Annotated in this window: 14 protein-coding genes and 2 tRNA genes; 2 read left to right on the forward strand and 14 right to left on the reverse strand. The window is 62.1% G+C overall.

What is annotated here, in order from left to right; translation table 11 throughout:
• Positions 1-27: 27 nt before the first annotated feature.
• Entirely contained in the window at positions 28-954 is a 927-nt protein-coding gene (locus AC56QQ_RS19335; protein WP_489861227.1) for a Gfo/Idh/MocA family protein, read from the forward strand.
• A 169-nt stretch (positions 955-1123) separates the two neighbouring features.
• Here AC56QQ_RS19335 and rpoC read toward each other — a convergent pair whose 3' ends face one another.
• The 13 genes from rpoC to tuf all read right to left on the reverse strand — a co-directional run bounded on the left by rpoC (position 1124) and on the right by tuf (position 17907).
• Complete coding sequence (gene rpoC, locus AC56QQ_RS19340; RefSeq protein ID WP_489861226.1) at positions 1124-5320, reverse strand: DNA-directed RNA polymerase subunit beta'; 4197 nt, start codon at positions 5318-5320, stop codon at positions 1124-1126.
• Positions 5321-5450: 130 nt separating this feature from the next.
• On the reverse strand, positions 5451-9587 hold the full coding sequence (gene rpoB, locus AC56QQ_RS19345; protein ID WP_497123038.1) for a DNA-directed RNA polymerase subunit beta: 4137 nt from the start codon (positions 9585-9587) through the stop codon (positions 5451-5453).
• Between the two features lie 250 nt (positions 9588-9837).
• A complete protein-coding gene (rplL, locus tag AC56QQ_RS19350) occupies positions 9838-10215 on the reverse strand; it encodes a 50S ribosomal protein L7/L12 (RefSeq protein ID WP_091586446.1) in 378 nt (125 codons plus the stop codon).
• Between the two features lie 54 nt (positions 10216-10269).
• Positions 10270-10788, reverse strand: a complete 519-nt coding sequence (gene rplJ / locus AC56QQ_RS19355; protein ID WP_497123039.1) for a 50S ribosomal protein L10 — start codon at positions 10786-10788, stop codon at positions 10270-10272.
• A gap of 391 nt (positions 10789-11179) precedes the next feature.
• Positions 11180-11878, reverse strand: coding sequence for a 50S ribosomal protein L1 (gene rplA / locus AC56QQ_RS19360; protein WP_091586448.1), 699 nt, complete (start codon positions 11876-11878; stop codon positions 11180-11182).
• 4 nt (positions 11879-11882) lie between these two features.
• Positions 11883-12311, reverse strand: coding sequence for a 50S ribosomal protein L11 (gene rplK / locus AC56QQ_RS19365; RefSeq protein WP_006333334.1), 429 nt, complete (start codon positions 12309-12311; stop codon positions 11883-11885).
• A gap of 177 nt (positions 12312-12488) precedes the next feature.
• Positions 12489-13016 carry a transcription termination/antitermination protein NusG gene (gene nusG / locus AC56QQ_RS19370; protein ID WP_256753630.1) on the reverse strand — a complete coding sequence of 176 codons (528 nt, stop codon included), beginning with the start codon at positions 13014-13016 and terminating at the stop codon, positions 12489-12491.
• A 27-nt stretch (positions 13017-13043) separates the two neighbouring features.
• A complete protein-coding gene (gene secE / locus AC56QQ_RS19375) occupies positions 13044-13247 on the reverse strand; it encodes a preprotein translocase subunit SecE (protein ID WP_013531408.1) in 204 nt (67 codons plus the stop codon).
• 365 nt (positions 13248-13612) lie between these two features.
• Positions 13613-13688: transfer RNA gene (locus tag AC56QQ_RS19380), tRNA-Trp, on the reverse strand.
• An 81-nt stretch (positions 13689-13769) separates the two neighbouring features.
• On the reverse strand, positions 13770-14321 hold the full coding sequence (locus tag AC56QQ_RS19385) for a putative glycolipid-binding domain-containing protein (RefSeq protein ID WP_497123040.1): 552 nt from the start codon (positions 14319-14321) through the stop codon (positions 13770-13772).
• 23 nt (positions 14322-14344) lie between these two features.
• Positions 14345-14827, reverse strand: coding sequence for a group II truncated hemoglobin (locus AC56QQ_RS19390; RefSeq protein WP_497123041.1), 483 nt, complete (start codon positions 14825-14827; stop codon positions 14345-14347).
• Positions 14828-14924: 97 nt separating this feature from the next.
• On the reverse strand, positions 14925-16568 hold the full coding sequence (locus AC56QQ_RS19395; RefSeq protein WP_497129057.1) for a COG3904 family protein: 1644 nt from the start codon (positions 16566-16568) through the stop codon (positions 14925-14927).
• Positions 16569-16731: 163 nt separating this feature from the next.
• On the reverse strand, positions 16732-17907 hold the full coding sequence (gene tuf, locus AC56QQ_RS19400) for an elongation factor Tu (RefSeq protein WP_256753628.1): 1176 nt from the start codon (positions 17905-17907) through the stop codon (positions 16732-16734).
• A 291-nt stretch (positions 17908-18198) separates the two neighbouring features.
• On the opposite strand from tuf, the gene AC56QQ_RS19405 reads away from it, so the two are divergent.
• Positions 18199-19086 (forward strand): DMT family transporter, encoded by an 888-nt coding sequence (locus AC56QQ_RS19405; protein ID WP_489861222.1) that lies wholly within the window; start codon positions 18199-18201, stop codon positions 19084-19086.
• A gap of 189 nt (positions 19087-19275) precedes the next feature.
• Here AC56QQ_RS19405 and AC56QQ_RS19410 read toward each other — a convergent pair.
• Positions 19276-19349: transfer RNA gene (locus AC56QQ_RS19410), tRNA-Gly, on the reverse strand.
• Positions 19350-19393 lie beyond the last annotated feature (44 nt).

Here is a 19393-nt window from a genome sequence, read left to right on the forward strand (position 1 = left end):
CACCATCATCCAACAGACGGAGCGGCCGTGTCCCAGCCCATCAAGATAGGCATCGTCGGTGTCGGCAAGATCGTCCGCGACCAGCACCTGCCAGCCCTGGCGAAAGACCAGAACTATCGTCTCGTCGCGGCCGCCAGCCGGCATGGCAAGGTGGATGACATCCCGAATTTCCCCGATATCGAATCCATGCTCGACGCGGTGCCGGAGCTCGAGGCCGTATCGCTCTGCATGCCGCCGCAATTTCGTTATGACGCCGCGCGCGCGGCGCTCGAAGCGAAGAAACATGTCTTCCTGGAGAAGCCCCCGGGCGCCACTGTCAGCGAGGTCGAGGACCTGAGGGCATTGGCGGTGAAGAACGGCGTCTCGTTGTTCGCCAGTTGGCACTCGCGCTATGCGCCGGCGGTCGAGGCCGCGCGCGCGTTTCTGAGCTCGGCCCGCATCAGCTCTGCCGCCGTCAACTGGAAGGAAGATGTGCGCCGCTGGCATCCGAACCAGGAGTGGATCTGGGCCCCCGGCGGCTTCGGCGTCTTCGATCCCGGCATCAATGCGCTGTCAATCGTGACCCACATCCTGCCGGCACTGTTCATCACCTCGGCGGTTCTCGACTTTCCAGCGAACCGCGACGCTCCGGTCGCGGCACACGTCGCCTTCCGCACCTCGAACGGGTTGCCAGTGACGATGGAACTCGACTGGCTCCAGACCGGCCCGCAAAGCTGGGACATCCTGGCCGACACCGACAAGGGCGCGATGGTGCTGTCGGGCGGCGGCTCGAAGCTCGCCATCGACGGCCGCGTCGTCCATGACGAACCCGAAGCGGAATATCCGATGCTATACAAGCGCTTCGCGGAGATTGTCCGTGCCGGCACCTCGGATGTCGATCTCGCTCCGCTCCAGCACGTGGCCGACGCTTTCATGCTCGGCAAGCGCAACGTCGTCGAGGCGTTTTTCGACTGAGCCACGAGGTTGCAAAAAGCGACCTCTGCTCCGATTCTCCGATCATCTCACGCGCGGCGCGCCGCCCTACTCCGTCGCCACTGGCATGGATTGGCCGACTGCAACGCAGAAAAAATAGGCCGCCGGGTTGCCCCGACGGCCTCGTTGCCTGAGATTTCTACCGTCGCGTTTACTGAGCGGCGGTAACCATGTCGGTCAGCATCGGCTCGGCGACTTCCACACCGGAGGCCTTGCGGCGCTCGTCGATGATCAGTTCGTCGCGCGAGGTGGCGATGCGCCGGATCTGGCTCATCGTGCCACCGGTACCCGCTGGGATAAGCCGGCCGACGATGACGTTTTCCTTCAGCCCCTGCAGCATGTCGGTCTTGCCGGCAACAGCGGCTTCCGTCAGCACCCTGGTCGTCTCCTGGAAGGAGGCGGCCGAGATGAAGGACGGTGTCTGCAGCGACGCCTTGGTGATGCCTAGGAGCACCGGCTGGCCTTCGGCCGGCTTCTTGCCGTCCTCGATCAGCCGCTCGTTGACCTCTTCCAGCTCGATCACGTCGACGTGGTCGCCCGGAATGTAGGTCGAGTCGCCCTGCGTGGTGATCTCGACCTTCTGCAGCATCTGGCGAACGATCACCTCGATGTGCTTGTCGTTGATCGACACGCCCTGCAGACGGTAGACTTCCTGGATCTCGTTGACGAGGTAGGAAGCAAGTGCCTCCACGCCCTTGATCGCCAGGATGTCGTGCGGCGCCGGATTGCCGTCGAGGATGTAGTCGCCCTTCTCGATGACGTCGCCGTCCTGGAGATGGAACGGCTTGCCCTTCGGGATCAGGTACTCGACCGGCTCAAGCGTCGAGTCATGCGGCTCGATGATGATGCGGCGCTTGTTCTTGTAGTCGCGGCCGAAGCGGATCGTGCCGTCGATCTCGGCGATGATGGCGTGATCCTTCGGACGACGTGCCTCGAACAGTTCGGCAACACGCGGCAGACCGCCGGTGATGTCCTTGGTCTTGGCGCTTTCCATCGGGATACGCGCCAGCACGTCGCCGGGGCGAACCTGCGCACCCGGCTCGACCGAAAGAATGGCCTCGACCGAGAGCAGGAAGCGGGCGTCGCCACCCTTCGACAGCTTGCCGACCTTGCCCTTGGCGTCCTGGATGGCAATCGCCGGCTTGAGGTCGTTGCCGCGTGGCGTCGAGCGCCAGTCGATGACCTCACGCTTGGTGATGCCGGTCGACTCGTCGGCCGTCTCCTGCACGGAAATGCCGTCGACCAGATCCTCGTACGACACCCTGCCCTCGATTTCGGTGAGGACCGGACGGGTATAGGGATCCCACTCGGCGATACGCTGGCCGCGCTTCACCTTGTCGCCATCGTCCACGAAGATACGCGAACCATAGGTGAGACGGTGCGTGGCGCGCTCCTTGCCGGCTTCATCGAGGATCAGCACCGCCATGTTGCGGCCCATGACCATCTGCTGGCCGTCGGAGTTGCGCACCACGTTGCGGTTGCGGATCTCGACCTTGCCCTCATACGAGGCTTCAAGGAACGAGCTGTCCACCACCTGCGCGGTGCCTCCCATGTGGAAGGTACGCATGGTGAGCTGAGTGCCCGGCTCGCCGATCGACTGCGCCGCGATGACGCCGACAGCTTCACCCTGGTTGACCGGGGTGCCGCGAGCCAGATCGCGACCGTAGCAGACCGCGCAGACGCCAACCCTGACTTCGCAAGTCAGTGCCGAGCGAATGCGAACCGACTGGACGCCGGCCTTTTCGATCTGTTCGACGTCACGCTCGTCCATCAGCGTTCCGGCCTTGACCAGGATCTCTCCCGACACCGGATGGATGATGTCGTCGAGCGACGTACGACCCAGCACGCGCTGGCCGACGGAAGCGACGACCTGGCCGGCATCGACGATCGGCTGCATGGTGAGGCCCTTGTCGGTGCCGCAGTCGACGGAGTTGACGATGCAGTCCTGCGCCACGTCGACCAGACGACGGGTGAGGTAACCCGAGTTCGCCGTCTTCAAGGCGGTGTCGGCCAGACCCTTGCGGGCGCCGTGGGTCGAGTTGAAGTACTCGAGCACGGTCAGGCCTTCCTTGAAGTTCGAGATGATCGGCGTCTCGATGATTTCACCCGACGGCTTGGCCATCAGGCCACGCATGCCGGCGAGCTGGCGCATCTGGGTGGGCGAGCCACGCGCACCGGAGTGTGACATCATGTAGATCGAGTTCATCGGCTTCTGACGGCCATTGTCCTCGAACTCGACCGCCTTGATGCGGGCCATCATTTCGTCGGCGACCTTTTCCGAGCACTTGGCCCAGGCGTCGACGACCTTGTTGTACTTCTCGCCCTGCGTGATCAGACCGTCATTGTACTGCTGCTCGTATTCCTTGGCCAAAGCCTCGGTGTCGGAGACCAGCTTGATCTTGGCGTCCGGGATCAGCATGTCGTCCTTGCCGAACGAAATGCCGGCGCGGCAGGCATGAGCGAAGCCGAGTGCCATGATGCGATCGCAGAAAATGACTGTCTCCTTCTGACCGCAATGGCGGTAGACGGTGTCGATCATCTTGGAGATGTTCTTCTTGGTCATCTCCTGGTTGGCGGTCTCGTAGGGCACGTTGACGTTCTTCGGCAGAAGCTCGCCGATGATCATGCGGCCAGGGGTGGTGTCATGGATCTTCGACACGACCTTGCCTTCGGCGTCGACCGTGCGGAAGCGACCCTTGATCTTGGCGTGCAGCGTCACCGCCTTGGTCTCGAGCGCGTGCTGGAGTTCGCCCATGTCGGCAAACACCATGCCTTCGCCGGGCTCGTTCTGGTTGACGATCGAGAGATAGTAGAGACCGAGAACCATGTCCTGCGACGGCACGATGATCGGCGCGCCGGAAGCCGGGTGCAGGATGTTGTTGGTCGACATCATCAGCACACGGGCTTCAAGCTGCGCTTCCAGCGACAGCGGCACGTGAACGGCCATCTGATCGCCGTCGAAGTCCGCGTTGAAGGCCGTGCAGACCAGCGGATGCAGCTGGATCGCCTTGCCTTCGATCAGGATCGGCTCGAACGCCTGGATGCCGAGGCGGTGCAGCGTCGGCGCACGGTTCAAGAGCACCGGATGCTCGCGGATGACCTCGTCGAGGATATCCCAGACTTCCGGACGCTCCTTCTCGACCAGCTTCTTGGCCTGCTTGACGGTCGAGGAGTAACCCTTGGCGTCAAGACGGGCGTAGATGAAGGGCTTGAACAGCTCGAGCGCCATCTTCTTCGGCAGGCCGCACTGGTGGAGCTTGAGCTCCGGACCGGTGACGATGACCGAACGGCCGGAATAGTCGACGCGCTTGCCGAGCAGGTTCTGGCGGAACCGGCCCTGCTTGCCCTTGAGCATGTCGGACAGCGACTTCAACGGACGCTTGTTGGCGCCGGTGATGACGCGGCCGCGACGGCCATTGTCGAACAGCGCATCGACGGCTTCCTGCAGCATGCGCTTTTCATTGCGCACGATGATGCCGGGGGCGCGCAACTCGATCAGCCGCTTCAGACGGTTGTTGCGGTTGATGACGCGGCGGTAGAGATCGTTCAGATCCGAGGTGGCGAAGCGGCCGCCGTCCAGCGGGACGAGCGGACGCAGATCCGGCGGGATCACCGGAACCACCTTCATGATCATCCATTCCGGACGGTTGCCGGATTCCATGAAGTTCTCGACGACCTTGAGCCGCTTCAGATACTTCTTCTGCTTGAGCTCGGACGTGGTCGAAGCCAGTTCCGAACGCAGGTCGCCGGCGATCTTCTCCAGATCCATGCCGGCCAGAAGGTCATGAATGGCCTCGGCGCCGATCATGGCGGTGAACGAATCCTCGCCATACTCGTCGACGGCGATCATGTACTCTTCCTCGCTGAGCAGCTGGTGCTCCTTCAGCGCGGTGAGGCCAGGCTCGGTGACGATGTAGTTCTCGAAGTAGAGGACGCGCTCGATGTCCTTCAAGGTCATGTCGAGCAGCGTGCCGATGCGCGATGGCAGCGACTTCAGGAACCAGATATGGGCGACGGGCGCGGCGAGCTCGATATGGCCCATGCGCTCGCGACGGACGCGCGACAGCGTGACTTCGACGCCGCACTTCTCGCAGATGACGCCCTTGTACTTCATGCGCTTGTACTTGCCGCACAGGCATTCATAGTCCTTGATCGGGCCAAAAATGCGCGCGCAGAACAGACCGTCACGCTCCGGCTTGAAGGTGCGGTAGTTGATGGTCTCCGGCTTCTTGATCTCGCCGAACGACCAGGACAGAATCTTCTCAGGGCTGGCGAGCGATATCCGGATGGAATCGAACACCTGCGCCGGCGCCTGGGGATTGAAGAGATTCATGACCTCTTGGTTCATGCCGTTCTCCTTTTCGGGGTCCTCGAAAACCCCTTGCATCTAGCGCGGGCCAAACGCCCGCCGTCTTTTGTCGGCCACCGGCCGAAGAATTGGTGCGTCCGGTCGCGGAAACCGCGACCGGACGTCTTGCTTACTCGGCCGCGTCGGGCAGCCGGACAGGGTTGTCGTCGAGCTTGGTGTTCTCCAGCTCGACATTGAGGCCGAGGGACCGCATTTCCTTGACGAGCACGTTGAAGCTCTCGGGAATGCCGGCCTCGAAGGTATCGTCGCCACGGACGATCGCCTCGTAGACCTTGGTGCGGCCGGCGACGTCGTCCGACTTCACCGTCAGCATTTCCTGCAGCGTGTAGGCGGCGCCGTACGCTTCCAGCGCCCAGACCTCCATCTCGCCGAAGCGCTGGCCACCGAACTGCGCCTTGCCGCCCAGCGGCTGCTGGGTGACGAGCGAGTACGGACCGATCGAACGCGCGTGGATCTTGTCGTCCACGAGATGGTGAAGCTTGAGCATGTAGATGTAGCCCATCGTCACCTTGCGATCGAACGGCTCGCCGGTGCGTCCGTCATAGAGCTGCGACTGACCGCTGGTGTGCAGGCCCGCCTGCTCCAGCATGATGTTAATGTCAGCCTCGTGCGCGCCGTCGAACACCGGTGTCGCGATCGAGACGCCGCGGCGCATCTGCTCGCTGAGGCGAACGATGCTCTCGTCGTCATATTCGCGAACCGGCTCGTTGCGGTCGTTGGCCGGGATGAAGCTCTCGAGCGTCTTGCGCAGCGGCTTGATGTCGCCGGCTACCTTGTACGCGTCGATCAGCTCGCCGATCTTCTTGCCCATGCCCGCGCATGCCCAGCCCAGATGCGTTTCCAGGATCTGGCCGACATTCATGCGGCTCGGCACACCCAGCGGGTTAAGCACGATATCGGCATGCGTGCCGTCCTCGAGGAAAGGCATGTCCTCGACCGGAACGATCCGCGACACGACACCCTTGTTGCCGTGACGGCCGGCCATCTTGTCGCCTGGCTGCATCTTGCGCTTCACGGCCACGAAGACCTTGACCATCTTCATGACGCCGGGAGGCATCTCGTCGCCGCGCTGCACCTTCTCGACCTTGTCCATGAAGCGCTGTTCGAGCGCCTTCTTGGAGTCGTCGTACTGGCCACGCAGGGCTTCCAGTTCGCTCTGGAGCTTTTCGTTCTCCACGGCAAACTGCCACCACTGCGAACGCGGATACTCGTCGAGCGTATCCTTGGACAGCGTCGAGCCCTTCTTGAAGCCCTTCGGTCCAGCGATTGCTTCCTTGCCGACGAGCACGTCGGAAAGGCGCGCGTAGACGTTGCGGTCCAGAATCGCCTGCTCGTCGTCGCGGTCCTTGGCGAGGCGTTCGATCTCCTCGCGCTCGATCGCCATGGCGCGCTCGTCCTTCTCCACACCGTGGCGATTGAACACGCGCACCTCGACGACGGTGCCGAAGGTGCCCGGAGGCATGCGCATCGAGGTGTCGCGCACGTCCGAAGCCTTTTCGCCGAAGATGGCGCGCAGAAGCTTCTCTTCCGGCGTCATCGGGCTTTCGCCCTTCGGCGTGATCTTGCCGACCAGGATGTCACCCGGCTGAACTTCGGCACCGATATAGACGATGCCGGCTTCATCGAGGTTCTTCAGCGCTTCTTCCGAGACATTGGGAATATCGCGCGTGATTTCCTCTGGTCCGAGCTTGGTATCGCGCGCCATGACCTCGAACTCCTCGATGTGGATCGAGGTGAAGACGTCGTCGGCGACGATGCGCTCGGACAGGAGGATCGAGTCCTCGTAGTTGTAGCCGTTCCACGGCATGAACGCGACCAGCACGTTACGGCCGAGCGCCAGATCACCGAGCTCGGTCGACGGGCCGTCGGCAATGATGTCGCCCTTGTTGACCCGGTCGCCCATGCGCACCAGCGGACGCTGGTTGATGCAGGTGTTCTGGTTCGAACGCTGGAACTTCATCAGCCGGTAGATGTCGACGCCGGACTTGCCCGGGTCGAGATCCTCGGTGGCGCGAATGACGATACGCGTCGCGTCCACCTGATCGACGATGCCGCCGCGGCGGGCGCCGATGGCGGCGCCCGAGTCACGAGCAACGATCGGCTCCATGCCGGTGCCGACAAACGGCGCTTCGGCGCGCACCAGCGGCACGGCCTGACGCTGCATGTTCGAGCCCATCAGAGCACGGTTGGCGTCGTCGTTCTCGAGGAACGGGATCAGGGCCGCGGCCACCGACACCATCTGCTTGGGCGACACGTCCATCAGATCGACGTTTTCGCGCGGCGCCATCATCACTTCGCCGGCGCTGCGGCAAATGACGAATTCGTCGACGAAACCACCATTCTTGTCGAGCTCGGCGTTGGCCTGCGCGACATGGTGCTTGGCCTCTTCCATCGCCGACAGATAGACAACGTCATTGGTCAGTTTGCCATCGACGATCTTGCGGTACGGGCTCTCGATGAAGCCGTACTTGTTGACGCGTGCGAAGGTGGCCAGCGAGTTGATCAGACCGATATTCGGGCCTTCCGGCGTCTCGATCGGGCAGATGCGGCCGTAGTGCGTCGGGTGCACGTCGCGCACCTCGAAGCCGGCACGCTCGCGGGTCAGACCACCCGGTCCAAGCGCCGACAGACGGCGCTTGTGGGTGATTTCCGAAAGCGGGTTGGTCTGGTCCATGAACTGCGACAGCTGCGAGGAACCGAAGAATTCGCGCACGGCGGCGGCCGCCGGCTTGGCGTTGATCAGGTCCTGCGGCATGACCGTGTCGATCTCGATCGAAGACATACGCTCCTTGATCGCGCGCTCCATGCGCAGCAGGCCGACGCGGTACTGGTTTTCCATCAGTTCGCCGACCGAACGCACACGGCGGTTGCCGAGATTGTCGATGTCATCGATCTCGCCCTTGCCGTCGCGCAGTTCGACCAGCGTCTTGACCACGGCCAGGATGTCGTCCTTGCGCAACACGCGCACGGTGTCCTCGGCCTTGAGTTCAAGGCGCATGTTCATCTTGACGCGGCCAACGGCCGACAGATCGTAGCGCTCGCTGTCGAAGAACAGCGAGTTGAACATGGCTTCGGCGGTCTCGAGCGTCGGCGGCTCGCCGGGGCGCATGACACGATAGATGTCGAACAGCGCGTCCTGGCGGCTCTCGTTCTTGTCGACGTTGAGCGTGTTGCGGATATAGGCGCCGACATTGACATGGTCGATGTCGAGAACCTTGATCTCGTCCTCGCCGGTGCCGAGCAGCACTTTCAGCGTCTTTTCGTCGATCTCATCGCCGGCTTCGAGGAAGATCTCGCCCGTGCCATAGTTGACGATGTCCTCGGCCAGATAGTTGCCGAGCAGATCCTCGTCGGTCGCCTTGATCGCCTTCAGACCCTTCTCGCCAAGCTGACGTGCCCGGCGGGCGGTGATCTTCTTGCCGGCTTCGACAACGATCTCGCCCGTATCGGCATCGACCAGGTCGCCGACGGCCTTGAGGCCGCGGAAACGCTCGACGTTGAACGGAATGCGCCAGTGGTCACCGGCCCGCTTGTAGGTGATCTTGTTGTAGAAGGTCGACAGGATCTCTTCGCCGTCCATGCCGAGCGCCATCAGCAGCGACGTCACCGGAATCTTGCGGCGGCGGTCGATGCGGGCGTGCACGACGTCCTTGGAATCGAACTCGATGTCGAGCCACGAGCCGCGATAGGGGATGACGCGCGCGGCGAACAGAAGCTTGCCCGACGAATGCGACTTGCCCTTGTCGTGGTCGAAGAAGACGCCCGGCGAACGGTGCATCTGCGAAACGATGACACGCTCGGTACCATTGACGATAAAGGTGCCGTTCAAGGTCATGAGCGGCATGTCGCCCATGTAGACGTCCTGCTCCTTGATGTCCTTGATCGACTTGGCGCCGGTATCCTCGTCGATATCGAACACGATGAGGCGCAGCGTCACCTTCAGCGGCGCGGCATAGGTGAGGTCGCGCTGACGGCACTCGTCAACGTCGAATTTCGGTCCTTCGAACTCGTACTTCACGAACTCCAGCATCGAGGAGCCGGAAAAGTCCTGAATCGGGAAAACCGACTTGAAAACGGCCTGCAGTCCCTCGTCCGGACGCCCACCCTTGGGCTCCGCCACCATCAGGAACTGGTCATAGGATGCCTTCTGAACCTCGATGAGGTTCGGCATCTCCGCAACTTCCGGGATCTTTCCGAAGAACTTGCGTACGCGTCTGCGGCCATTGAAAGTCTGGGTCTGGGCCATCGTCGCTCCTTAGCTCTAAACTCGGGACGAGCCTCGCCGCGGCCCGCCTTGCATTCTGAGCCACCTCGGCGGCGGCCCTCTATCTGTTCTCCGGCCGCCTGTCGGCGCCGGCTAAAACGGGAGAAAACCCGTTTCCTGAAGGCCGGTTGGCGGCCCTCAGGAAAGAGGTTCTCGTACGTCTCGCGCTACGCGTGCTCCCTTGGCGCCAAGGGAGTGGCGGACGGCGCGAGGCCGTCCGCCGCTTTTACGCTTACTTCAGGTCGACCTTGGCGCCGGCTGCTTCCAGCTGGGCTTTGAACTTCTCAGCGTCGGCCTTGGAAACGCCTTCCTTGACCGGCTTCGGAGCCGCTTCGACCAGATCCTTGGCTTCCTTGAGGCCAAGACCGGTGATAGCGCGGACTTCCTTGATGACGTTGATCTTCTGAGCGCCTGCCTCGGTGAGGACGACGTCGAATTCCGTCTTTTCCTCGGCCGGAGCAGCTGCGGCCGCACCACCGCCAGCGGCGGCAACAGCCACCGGAGCAGCGGCGGAAACGCCCCACTTTTCTTCCAGAAGCTTCGACAGCTCGGCCGCCTCGAGGACGGTCAGCTTCGAAAGGTCGTCTACGATCTTTGCGAGATCAGCCATTGTTGTATTCCTTCATAAGGTTCGAACGTGTGTTTGTGATAGCGAGGAACGGCCTCATGCCGCCTCGTCCTTCCGGGCGTAAGCGCCGATGACGCGCGCGACCGAGGCCGCTGGCGCATTGACGATCTGGGCGATCCGGGTTGCCGGCGTGGCGATCATGCCAACCAGCCCGGCGCGCAGCTCGTCGAGCGACGGAAGTGTGGCGAGTGCCTTCACACCGTCGGCGTTGAGCGAGGTGGTGCCCATTGCGCCGCCGAGAATGACGAGCTTGTCATTTCCCTTGGCGAAATCGGACGCGACCTTCGGCGCCGCAATCGGATCCTCCGAATAAGCGATCAGCGTCTGTCCCTTGAACAGGTCGATGATCGATGCGGAGTCCGTGCCCTGAAGAGCGATTTTGGCGAGACGGTTCTTCGCGACTTTGACGGTGCCACCGGCGGCGCGCATTTTCGACCGAAGGTCGTTCATTTGCGCGACGGTGATACCGGCGTAGTGGGCCACGACCACTGAACCTGCGTTCGAGAACGCACCGTTCAGGCCCGTGACGAGTTCGCGTTTTTCCGCTCTGTCCACTGCCTATCTCCAGTTGCCCCCATCCTGTTAACGGGAACATTCCCATTCACGAGGACAGGCGTCGGGTTGCCTTTTGTCGGCCGGGCCATCCAGTAACGGATCTCCCGAACGACGCTCGAGGATCCTGCCCCCTTTCGCCACACCGACGGCCAAGCCGACGATGCGCAGACAAAAGGCAAACACGGTTCGAACCTTTCATTGGAGCACTTGCTCCTTTGTCAGGTCTTCACCCGTCTCATGCAGGCCCACATGAATTAAGGCTTTTGGGCCGCCTGCAATCTCGGACAGGATGTCCGGAAGCCTTTCGACTTCCGGCACCGGGCCCAGGATAAATCCGAGGCCCGGAATTCTTTGCAGATCAGCTATGTAGCAGCCGATCCGGATGGTCGTATCAGGACGCGGCGAGCGTCGCGACGTCGAGCTTGAGGCCCGGGCCCATCGTCGAGGTGACCGACACCTTCTTGACGTAGTTGCCCTTGGCGCCAGCCGGCTTTGCCTTGTTCACCGCGTCGGTGAAGGCGCGGATGTTCTCTTCCAAGGCCTTGACCTCGAACGAAACCTTGCCAACGCCAGCATGGACGATGCCGGCCTTTTCGACGCGGAACTCCACAGCGCCACCCTTCGACGCCTTGACGGCGGCGGCGACGTCGGTGGTGACGGTGCCAACCTTCGGGTTCGGCATCATGCCGCGCGGGCCGAGCACCTTACCAAGACGGCCGACCAGCGGCATCATGTCCGGCGTGGCGATGCAGCGATCGAAATCGATCGTGCCCTTCTGGACGATGTCGACCAGATCCTCGGCACCGACGATGTCGGCGCCAGCGGCCTTGGCTTCCTCGGCCTTGTCGCCACGTGCGAACACGGCGACACGAACCGAGCGGCCGGTGCCGTTCGGCAGATTGACCACGCCGCGGACCATCTGGTCGGCATGACGAGGATCAACACCGAGGTTCATGGCGACTTCGATGGTCTCGTCGAACTTGACCGAAGAACGGTCCTTGAGCAGCTTCAGCGCTTCACCCAGGGCATAAGCCTTGTTGGGATCAATGCCTTCGCGGGTCTTCGATACACGCTTTGCAATCTTTGCCATGATCTTAGCCCACCACTTCCAGACCCATCGAGCGGGCGGAGCCCTCGACCATGCGCATGGCCGCCTCGACGTCGTTTGCGTTCAGATCCTTCATCTTCTGCTCGGCGATGGCGCGCACCTTGTCGCGGCCGATCGTGCCGGCCTTGATCTTGCCCGGCTCCTTCGAACCCGACGTCAGGTTCGCCGCCTTCTTCAGGAAGTAGCTCACCGGCGGCGTCTTCATGACGAAGGTGAAGGACTTGTCCTGGTAGTAGGTGATGACGACCGGAATCGGCGATCCCTTTTCCATTTCCTGGGTCTGCGCGTTGAACGCCTTGCAGAATTCCATGATGTTGATGCCACGCTGACCAAGCGCCGGGCCGATCGGGGGAGACGGCGTGGCCGATCCCGCTTTCACCTGGAGCTTGAGCTGGCCTGCAATTTTCTTAGCCATCTCTTTTCCTGCCTTTGTCTGTGCCGGACCCCACTATCTGGGAAACCCCGGCGGTTGCAGTCTGGTGGTGCGGTTCCCGCGGCCGGCTAAGCCGCCTTCGCCTCCCACCGTTCTCAAGACCGCGCAATTGCTTGCGCCGTCTCCCCTGATCGCCAAACCGGCGCCAGGGGTTCCGGATCAGCCCTTTTCGACCTGTCCGAATTCCAGATCGACAGGCACGGCGCGCCCGAAGATCGAAACTTCCACCTTGAGCCGCGCCCGCTCCTCGTCCACTTCCTGGACGAAACCGTTGAACGACGCGAAGGGACCATCCGAAACGCGGATCGCCTCGCCGATCTCGAACGTGACCGACGGCTTCGGCCTCTCGACGCCCTCCTGCACCTGGTTCAGGATGCGCTGGGCCTCGACCTCGGTGATCGGCACCGGCTTGGAGTCGCCCAGGAAGCCGGTGACCTTCGGCGTGTTCTTCACCAATGAGAAGACAGCGTCGGTCAGGTTGGCCTTGATGAGCACATAGCCCGGGAAGAACTTGCGCTCGGCATCGACCTTGCGGCCGCGACGAACCTCGACGACCTTCTCGGTCGGCACCACGATCTGCTCGATATCGGCGGAAAGGCCCTTCTGCTTGGCCTTGTTGACGATGTCCTCGGCGACCTTCTTTTCAAAGTTCGAATAGGCGTGGACGATGTACCAGCGCGCGGTCATTTCAAGACTTCTCCGTAATCGCCGGACTTAGCGTCCGATGCCCAGAATCTGTTCGACCGCAAGGCCCATGAGCTGATCGGCGGTGAAGAAAAAGATCATCGCAATCACAGCGAAGGCCAGAACCATCACCGTCGAGATCATCGTCTCGCGCCGCGACGGCCAAGTCACCTTGGCGGTCTCCGCGCGAACCTGCTGGAGAAAGACGAAAGGATTTGTGGTTTTCGAAGCCATATGCCGCTCTGTCTTCAAGACCCGTTGGCCGGGTCTCCTGGATGATCCCGCTGGCCGGGACGTGCCGCCTGAGCTCAAGTTAGCGCCGAATCAGCGCAATCATTTCGCCCATGCAAATCAGACGCGTAAAGCCGGCTTCCCAGCTCCACGCGTCGCGTGTCTGTTTCGTCTACATAAAACCGATTCTTGATCCACGCAAGTGGCAAGTGTCCGCTTTATGACCAAACGCCGCCTCGGAACCATCCAGTCGTTCCGTCCCGGCTATGGGGCTCTTATGCCTCAGTCGGTCTAATATGGCAAGCGGGTCGCCAATTTTCAAAGGCGCGCCGGCAGAAATATCGTTCTTTGATGGCCATTTCGAGAAATGGCACGGGCAGCAGGGCTCGAACCTACGACCTGCGGTTTTGGAGACCGCCGCTCTACCAACTGAGCTATGCCCGTATCGTGCGCATGTCGGCGCAGCAGGCGCTTCCTAAAAGCTTCCGCACGCTCTGTAAAGAGTGGTTTGCAAGCAAACGCGCCTTAACCCCTTTGCCAGAAATCTGGATAGCTGACGACCAGCCCATCGCGGTCGATCTCAAGCTCACGCCTGAAGTCGCTGGCGCGCGATTCATAGAGATATCGCCTGCCCTCTTCGAGGCATGTGTAGCGCTGCGGGTTGCTCATCACGGTGAGCGCCGGGAAATCGACGAAAGCAGTGATGATCTCGGCACTCTGCCCGGTGGACAGCCGCAATCGCCGGATCGGCAGCGTGTTGGTGAACGGGGTGACGGTGAGATCAGGGTCGAGAACGCCGCCAAGCTCGGGCATCGGCAAGCCGTCCCTGGTCCAGTGACCATCGCCATCGGAGGCAAGAACAAGTGTCTGGCCGGTGCCGATCATGTCGACAGTGACGCTCCTGGCACGCCAACCGACGTCGCAGACGATGCGATAGCGGACGGCGAAGGGCGTTTCGCCGGAACAGATGACGACGGAGTCGGCCGAAATCTCCCCTGCCCGCTCCCGCAACACAAGGTGTTCGAGACCGGGGCCGTCCCACTCGCGCCAGCGCACGATCTTCGTATCTTCCGGCATCGGCCTTCCGTGGCGACTGGAAGCTATTTGGCGTCCGGCACTCGATACGGCCCGCCAGGCACACCCCAGCCCCAGGCGGGCATCGGTTCCGTCTCGGGGTCGCAGGTCTCGCCGAGATTGGAATTCATCTTGGCCAGCCGCGATCCCCATTCGACATAGCCCATGAAGGCCGATCGGAATTCAGGATCGTCGGGCAGGCCAACCGCGTCGGCGGCATCGGCCAGAAGATTGATCCAGCGGCGACGCTGCTCCTCCGTCAGATGCTTGCCCAGATGATGCATGACCATCTCGCGGTGGCCACCAAATTTTTCGCTGTAGGTTTTCGGCCCGCCGAAAACCTCGCCGATGAATGCCGCGACGTGGGCGGGGTGATCGGGCGACATGGTCCGGAACACCGGTCCGACGATCGGGTCTTGCGCCACCTTGTCATAGAAAGTCTGGGTCAGCCGGTTCAGGGCCTCAATGCCGCCGGCCCATTCGTAGAGTGTCGGGATATCCTCGCTCATTCTCTATCCTCCGCCAGCCCCGGCGCCGCCAGCAGCGACGATAGCGGAAGAATCCAGCATGGCTCAACCTACCTCGATGGCCAGTTGCCGCCACGCGCTACAATTTGGCGGGCGCGTCGGCCTCGGCATTGGCGGATGGCAGGATCCGGCAATTTTCGGGCCTGGGAACAGCCTTGCAGATGGTGGCGCCGGTCAGCGCGTCGACCGATTGCGGTCCCGTTGTCAGTCCGACCTTCAGCATCATGTCGGGTTCAAGCCGACGCTCGACCGGGCGTCGCTCAATCGCCGTGAACAGGCCAGGATCGATCGCCATCTCCTCCAGGAAAGCCTTGACCACCTGCTTCTGCCCCGTCAGGTGCAGGCCAAGCCGCGCCTGGGGACCGACAAGCCGCCTGACGCCGCCGGCAAGCATGAGCGCGCAGGCCGAACCGCACTCCACTCCCGCATCGATGCTCAGCCCCGCATAGGCGCCATCTTCGGCCGCACAATCCGCCTCTACCGGGTCGCAGCCAACGAAATCGGTGCGGCCAACGGCGACGTCGAGCTTCTTTTCATGGATAAGTCGTCCAGCCGCCAGAGCGCCAAACAGGTCGCCTCCCCGCGAACTGATCACCACAGGCAGCCGCCGGTCGCCAAGCGTGGCCAGCAACTGGCGCAGCTTCTGCGGGGTCTGGGGCGTAATCGCGCCTTGCGCCGAGATCCATTCCGGGCAGTCGGGATTGCAGAGCGGATTGCTGCCGCGAACCACGACAAAGCGCATGTCTTCATCGCTTTGTGCGCCCTCCACCGGTGGCGGCGAGGGTTTGGCTGCGGCCGTCGGGCCGCCGGCAGGCTTGCTCGCCGGTATTTCCCGGCAGTTCGGAGCCAACTGGTCGGGCAGGCACAGGCTTGCGCTGGTCAACAGGTCTACAGCGTCCTTGCTGGTGGCCAGCTTCATCGTCAGCATGTCATCGAGGCTGATCTGGCGGATTTCGCTGGCCGGCGTGCTCTTCATCGTTTCGAGCACGCCCTGGTCGACACCCATCTCGTCCAGATAAGCCGTCAGCCTTTTCTCCACCGCCTTGCTCATCTCATAGGTCTTGTAGCTGCCGGCATTCTTTCGGCTGACGATCTTTGAGTTGAGTATCTTCTTCTTGCCCCCCACGACGCGATAGGTGGTGCGATATTGCAGTTTCGTGCGGACATAGGTCGTGGTGATCTGATGAACACCAAGATAGGCCCATTCGCCGACGATACGCCGGACACCGCCGGCAAACATCAGCGGACAGGCGGAATTGCACATCGAACCGCTGGCATAGGGCTCACCGAAATAACGGGCACCCTTGCCGTCATTCGCAGTGCAGTCCTTCACATCGGGCAGACAGCCATCGAACCAGGTCTTGCCGACGGCGACATCGAGCTTGTTCTTGCGGATCAGCCGGCCAAGAGTCAGCGCCGCATCGACATTGCCGCCGGGAGAATCCACGACGATCGGCAGTTTTCGCCCGCCAAGCGTCTTCAGCATGCGTTTGAAGAGAGCTGGCGTTGCGGCTTCTATCGAGCCTTCAGCCGAGATCCATTCCGGGCAGATCGGCTCGCAACCCGGTGCATTGCTGCGGACAACGACAAACCGCATCGTCGGACCGGGGTTCGGAGTTGTATCCGTCGCAAAGGCCGAATGCCCCATCACAAGCAACGCCAGCAGGCAGATCAGCCTCAGCAACCACAATGCCTGACGATGGGGAAGGCGCACTGGAAGCATTTGGGAAAAGCCCCTCGATGCAACCATACTAGACAAGGTCCAAGGGCTTGCAACAGGTTCGGGCAACAATATGGGCAACCGATCAAAAGAAGATCAAAAGAAAAGGGCGGCCCAAGGACCGCCCTTTCTATCTCGAATCCAACCCGGCAAATGCCGGCCTCGATTACTCTTTGATGGTGACGACGATGCCGGCACCGACGGTACGGCCGCCTTCACGGATGGCGAAGCGCAGCTTCTCTTCCATGGCGATCGGCACGATCAGCTCGACATCGACCGTGATGTTGTCGCCCGGCATCACCATCTCGGTGCCTTCCGGCAGCGACACGATGCCGGTCACGTCGGTCGTGCGGAAATAGAACTGCGGACGGTAGTTGGTGAAGAACGGCGTGTGGCGGCCACCCTCGTCCTTGGTCAGGATGTAGGCTTCGGCCACGAACTTCTTGTGCGGCTTCACCGTGCCGGGCTTGGCCAGAACCTGGCCGCGCTCGACACCTTCACGGTCAACGCCGCGCAGCAGCGCGCCGATGTTGTCGCCAGCCTGGCCCTGGTCGAGCAGCTTGCGGAACATCTCGACGCCCGTGCAAGTCGTCTTGGTCGTCGGACGGATGCCGATGATCTCCAGCTCCTCGCCGACCTTGACCACGCCGCGCTCGACGCGGCCGGTCACCACCGTGCCACGGCCCGAGATCGAGAATACGTCCTCGATCGGCATCAGGAACGGCTTGTCGAGCGGACGAACCGGCGTCGGGATGTAGGCATCGACCGCCGCCATCAGCTCGCGGATCGCGTCCTCGCCGATCTTCTTGTCCGAATCTTCCAACGCAGCCAGCGCCGAACCCTTGACGATCGGAATGTCGTCGCCGGGGAACTCGTTCTTGGTCAGAAGCTCGCGAACCTCGAGCTCGACCAGTTCGAGCAGCTCGGCGTCGTCGACCTGGTCGACCTTGTTCAGGAACACGACGATCGACGGCACGCCGACCTGGCGGGCAAGCAGGATGTGCTCGCGGGTCTGCGGCATCGGGCCGTCGGCAGCCGAAACAACCAGGATCGCGCCGTCCATCTGCGCGGCACCGGTGATCATGTTCTTCACATAGTCGGCGTGGCCGGGGCAGTCGACGTGAGCGTAGTGGCGGTTGGCCGTCTCGTATTCAACGTGAGCCGTCGAGATCGTGATGCCGCGCGCCTTCTCTTCCGGCGCCGCATCGATCTGGTCATAGCGCTTGTATTCGCCAAAATACTTCGTGATCGCCGCCGTCAGCGACGTCTTGCCATGGTCAACGTGACCAATCGTGCCGATGTTCACATGAGGCTTAGTGCGCTCGAATTTACCTTTTGCCATAGTCTCTTTCCTTGGACGGCCTTGACCTTCAGTTCAGTCGAATGCGGGGCGATTAGCGACAAAGGTCAAAAAACACAAGCGTCTTTTGGCCGGGCGCCGTCTCACTCGGTCCGAACCCGAGATCCGGTTGCGGGATGTGGCGCTGATATAGGAATGCCCGCGGAGGAATGAAATGGGCGAGAGACCGATCGAACGAAGCCGATTGCGTCCTCGTCCTTGCCCACCACTGTCTGATACACGGCCAGCTCATGGCCCATTGCGGTCATCATCCAGGTCTGATCTCCTGACTGGATGCATTTCCTTCCGACGACCGTTCGCGGCCCGCTGTTCATGATCATTTCGACCGGGTCGTATCTCGTCAACGATACGATGATGAAACTCGCAACGTCAGGCCTGCCGTCCTACGAAGTGCTGTTTCTGCGCGGCGCGGCCGCAACGCTCTGGGGCTTCCCGCTGCTGTTCGCGCTCGGCTACGGCAAACAGATTCCGCTGATCTTCGACAAGCGCGTGCTGCGCAGGAACCTGCTCGAGCTGGCGGCGATCCTCTGTTACGTGGTGGCGCTCGCCAACATGCAGATCGCGGATTCGACCGCGCTCGGACAGATCACGCCACTCTTGATGCTGGTCGGCTCGTCGATCCTGTTTGGCGAGCGGATCGGCGGCCAGCGCATGGCGCTGATCGGGCTCGGCTTCATCGGCGCGCTGATGGTGGCGCAACCGACCATGCAAGGCATTTCGGTCTACGCCTTGCTGGCGCTGGGCAACGCGGCGCTGGCGGCGGCGCGCGACCTTGCCGGCAGGCGGGTCTCGGCCGAGGTGCCGGGGATGATCGTGGCGATTTCCGCCGTCGTGGTGGTGCTGATCGGCGCAGGGGCCGCGCATCTGGTCTCAGAGCGCTGGGTGATGCCCGAGACGCGCCACCTGCTGCTGATGGCCGGCGCCGGATTTTTCCTGATCTTCGGTCACTTCTTCATCTTCATGGCCTATCGCGTCGGGCCAACCAGCGCCGTGGCGCCGTTCTATTACTGTTTCACCGTCTGGGCGGTCATTTCGGGCCTGCTGGTGTTCGGGCAATTCCCCAATGCACTTGCCGTCTGCGGCATCCTGCTGGTTGTCGGCAGCGGACTGACCATCGTGTCGCTGGATCAGCGCCAGCGCAGGCTGACCGTCGTCGCATAGCACCCGTCACCGGGCGCAAAGCGTTGGTAAGGATGAAGGTCTGGAGCGAATACCGCCTCCCGATATTCCGTCCGGGAGCCAATAGCGCGCCCTCGAAGCGTTCACGCCCGTGCGCGGCAGGATACCCGCTTGATTGAACGCTTTGGCGTACAACGGGACGTCAGGTCAGAGGTACTTGGCGTAGGCCTTTGGAGCGGGTAGCGGGAATCGAACCCGCACTGTGAGCTTGGAAGGCTCTTGTGATACCATTTCACCATACCCGCATACACTGACCTAGCTAGTCGACGTTGTTGCGAAGGTCAAGGAC

It is taken from the genome of Mesorhizobium sp. RCAM 05099 (genome assembly GCF_059683685.1).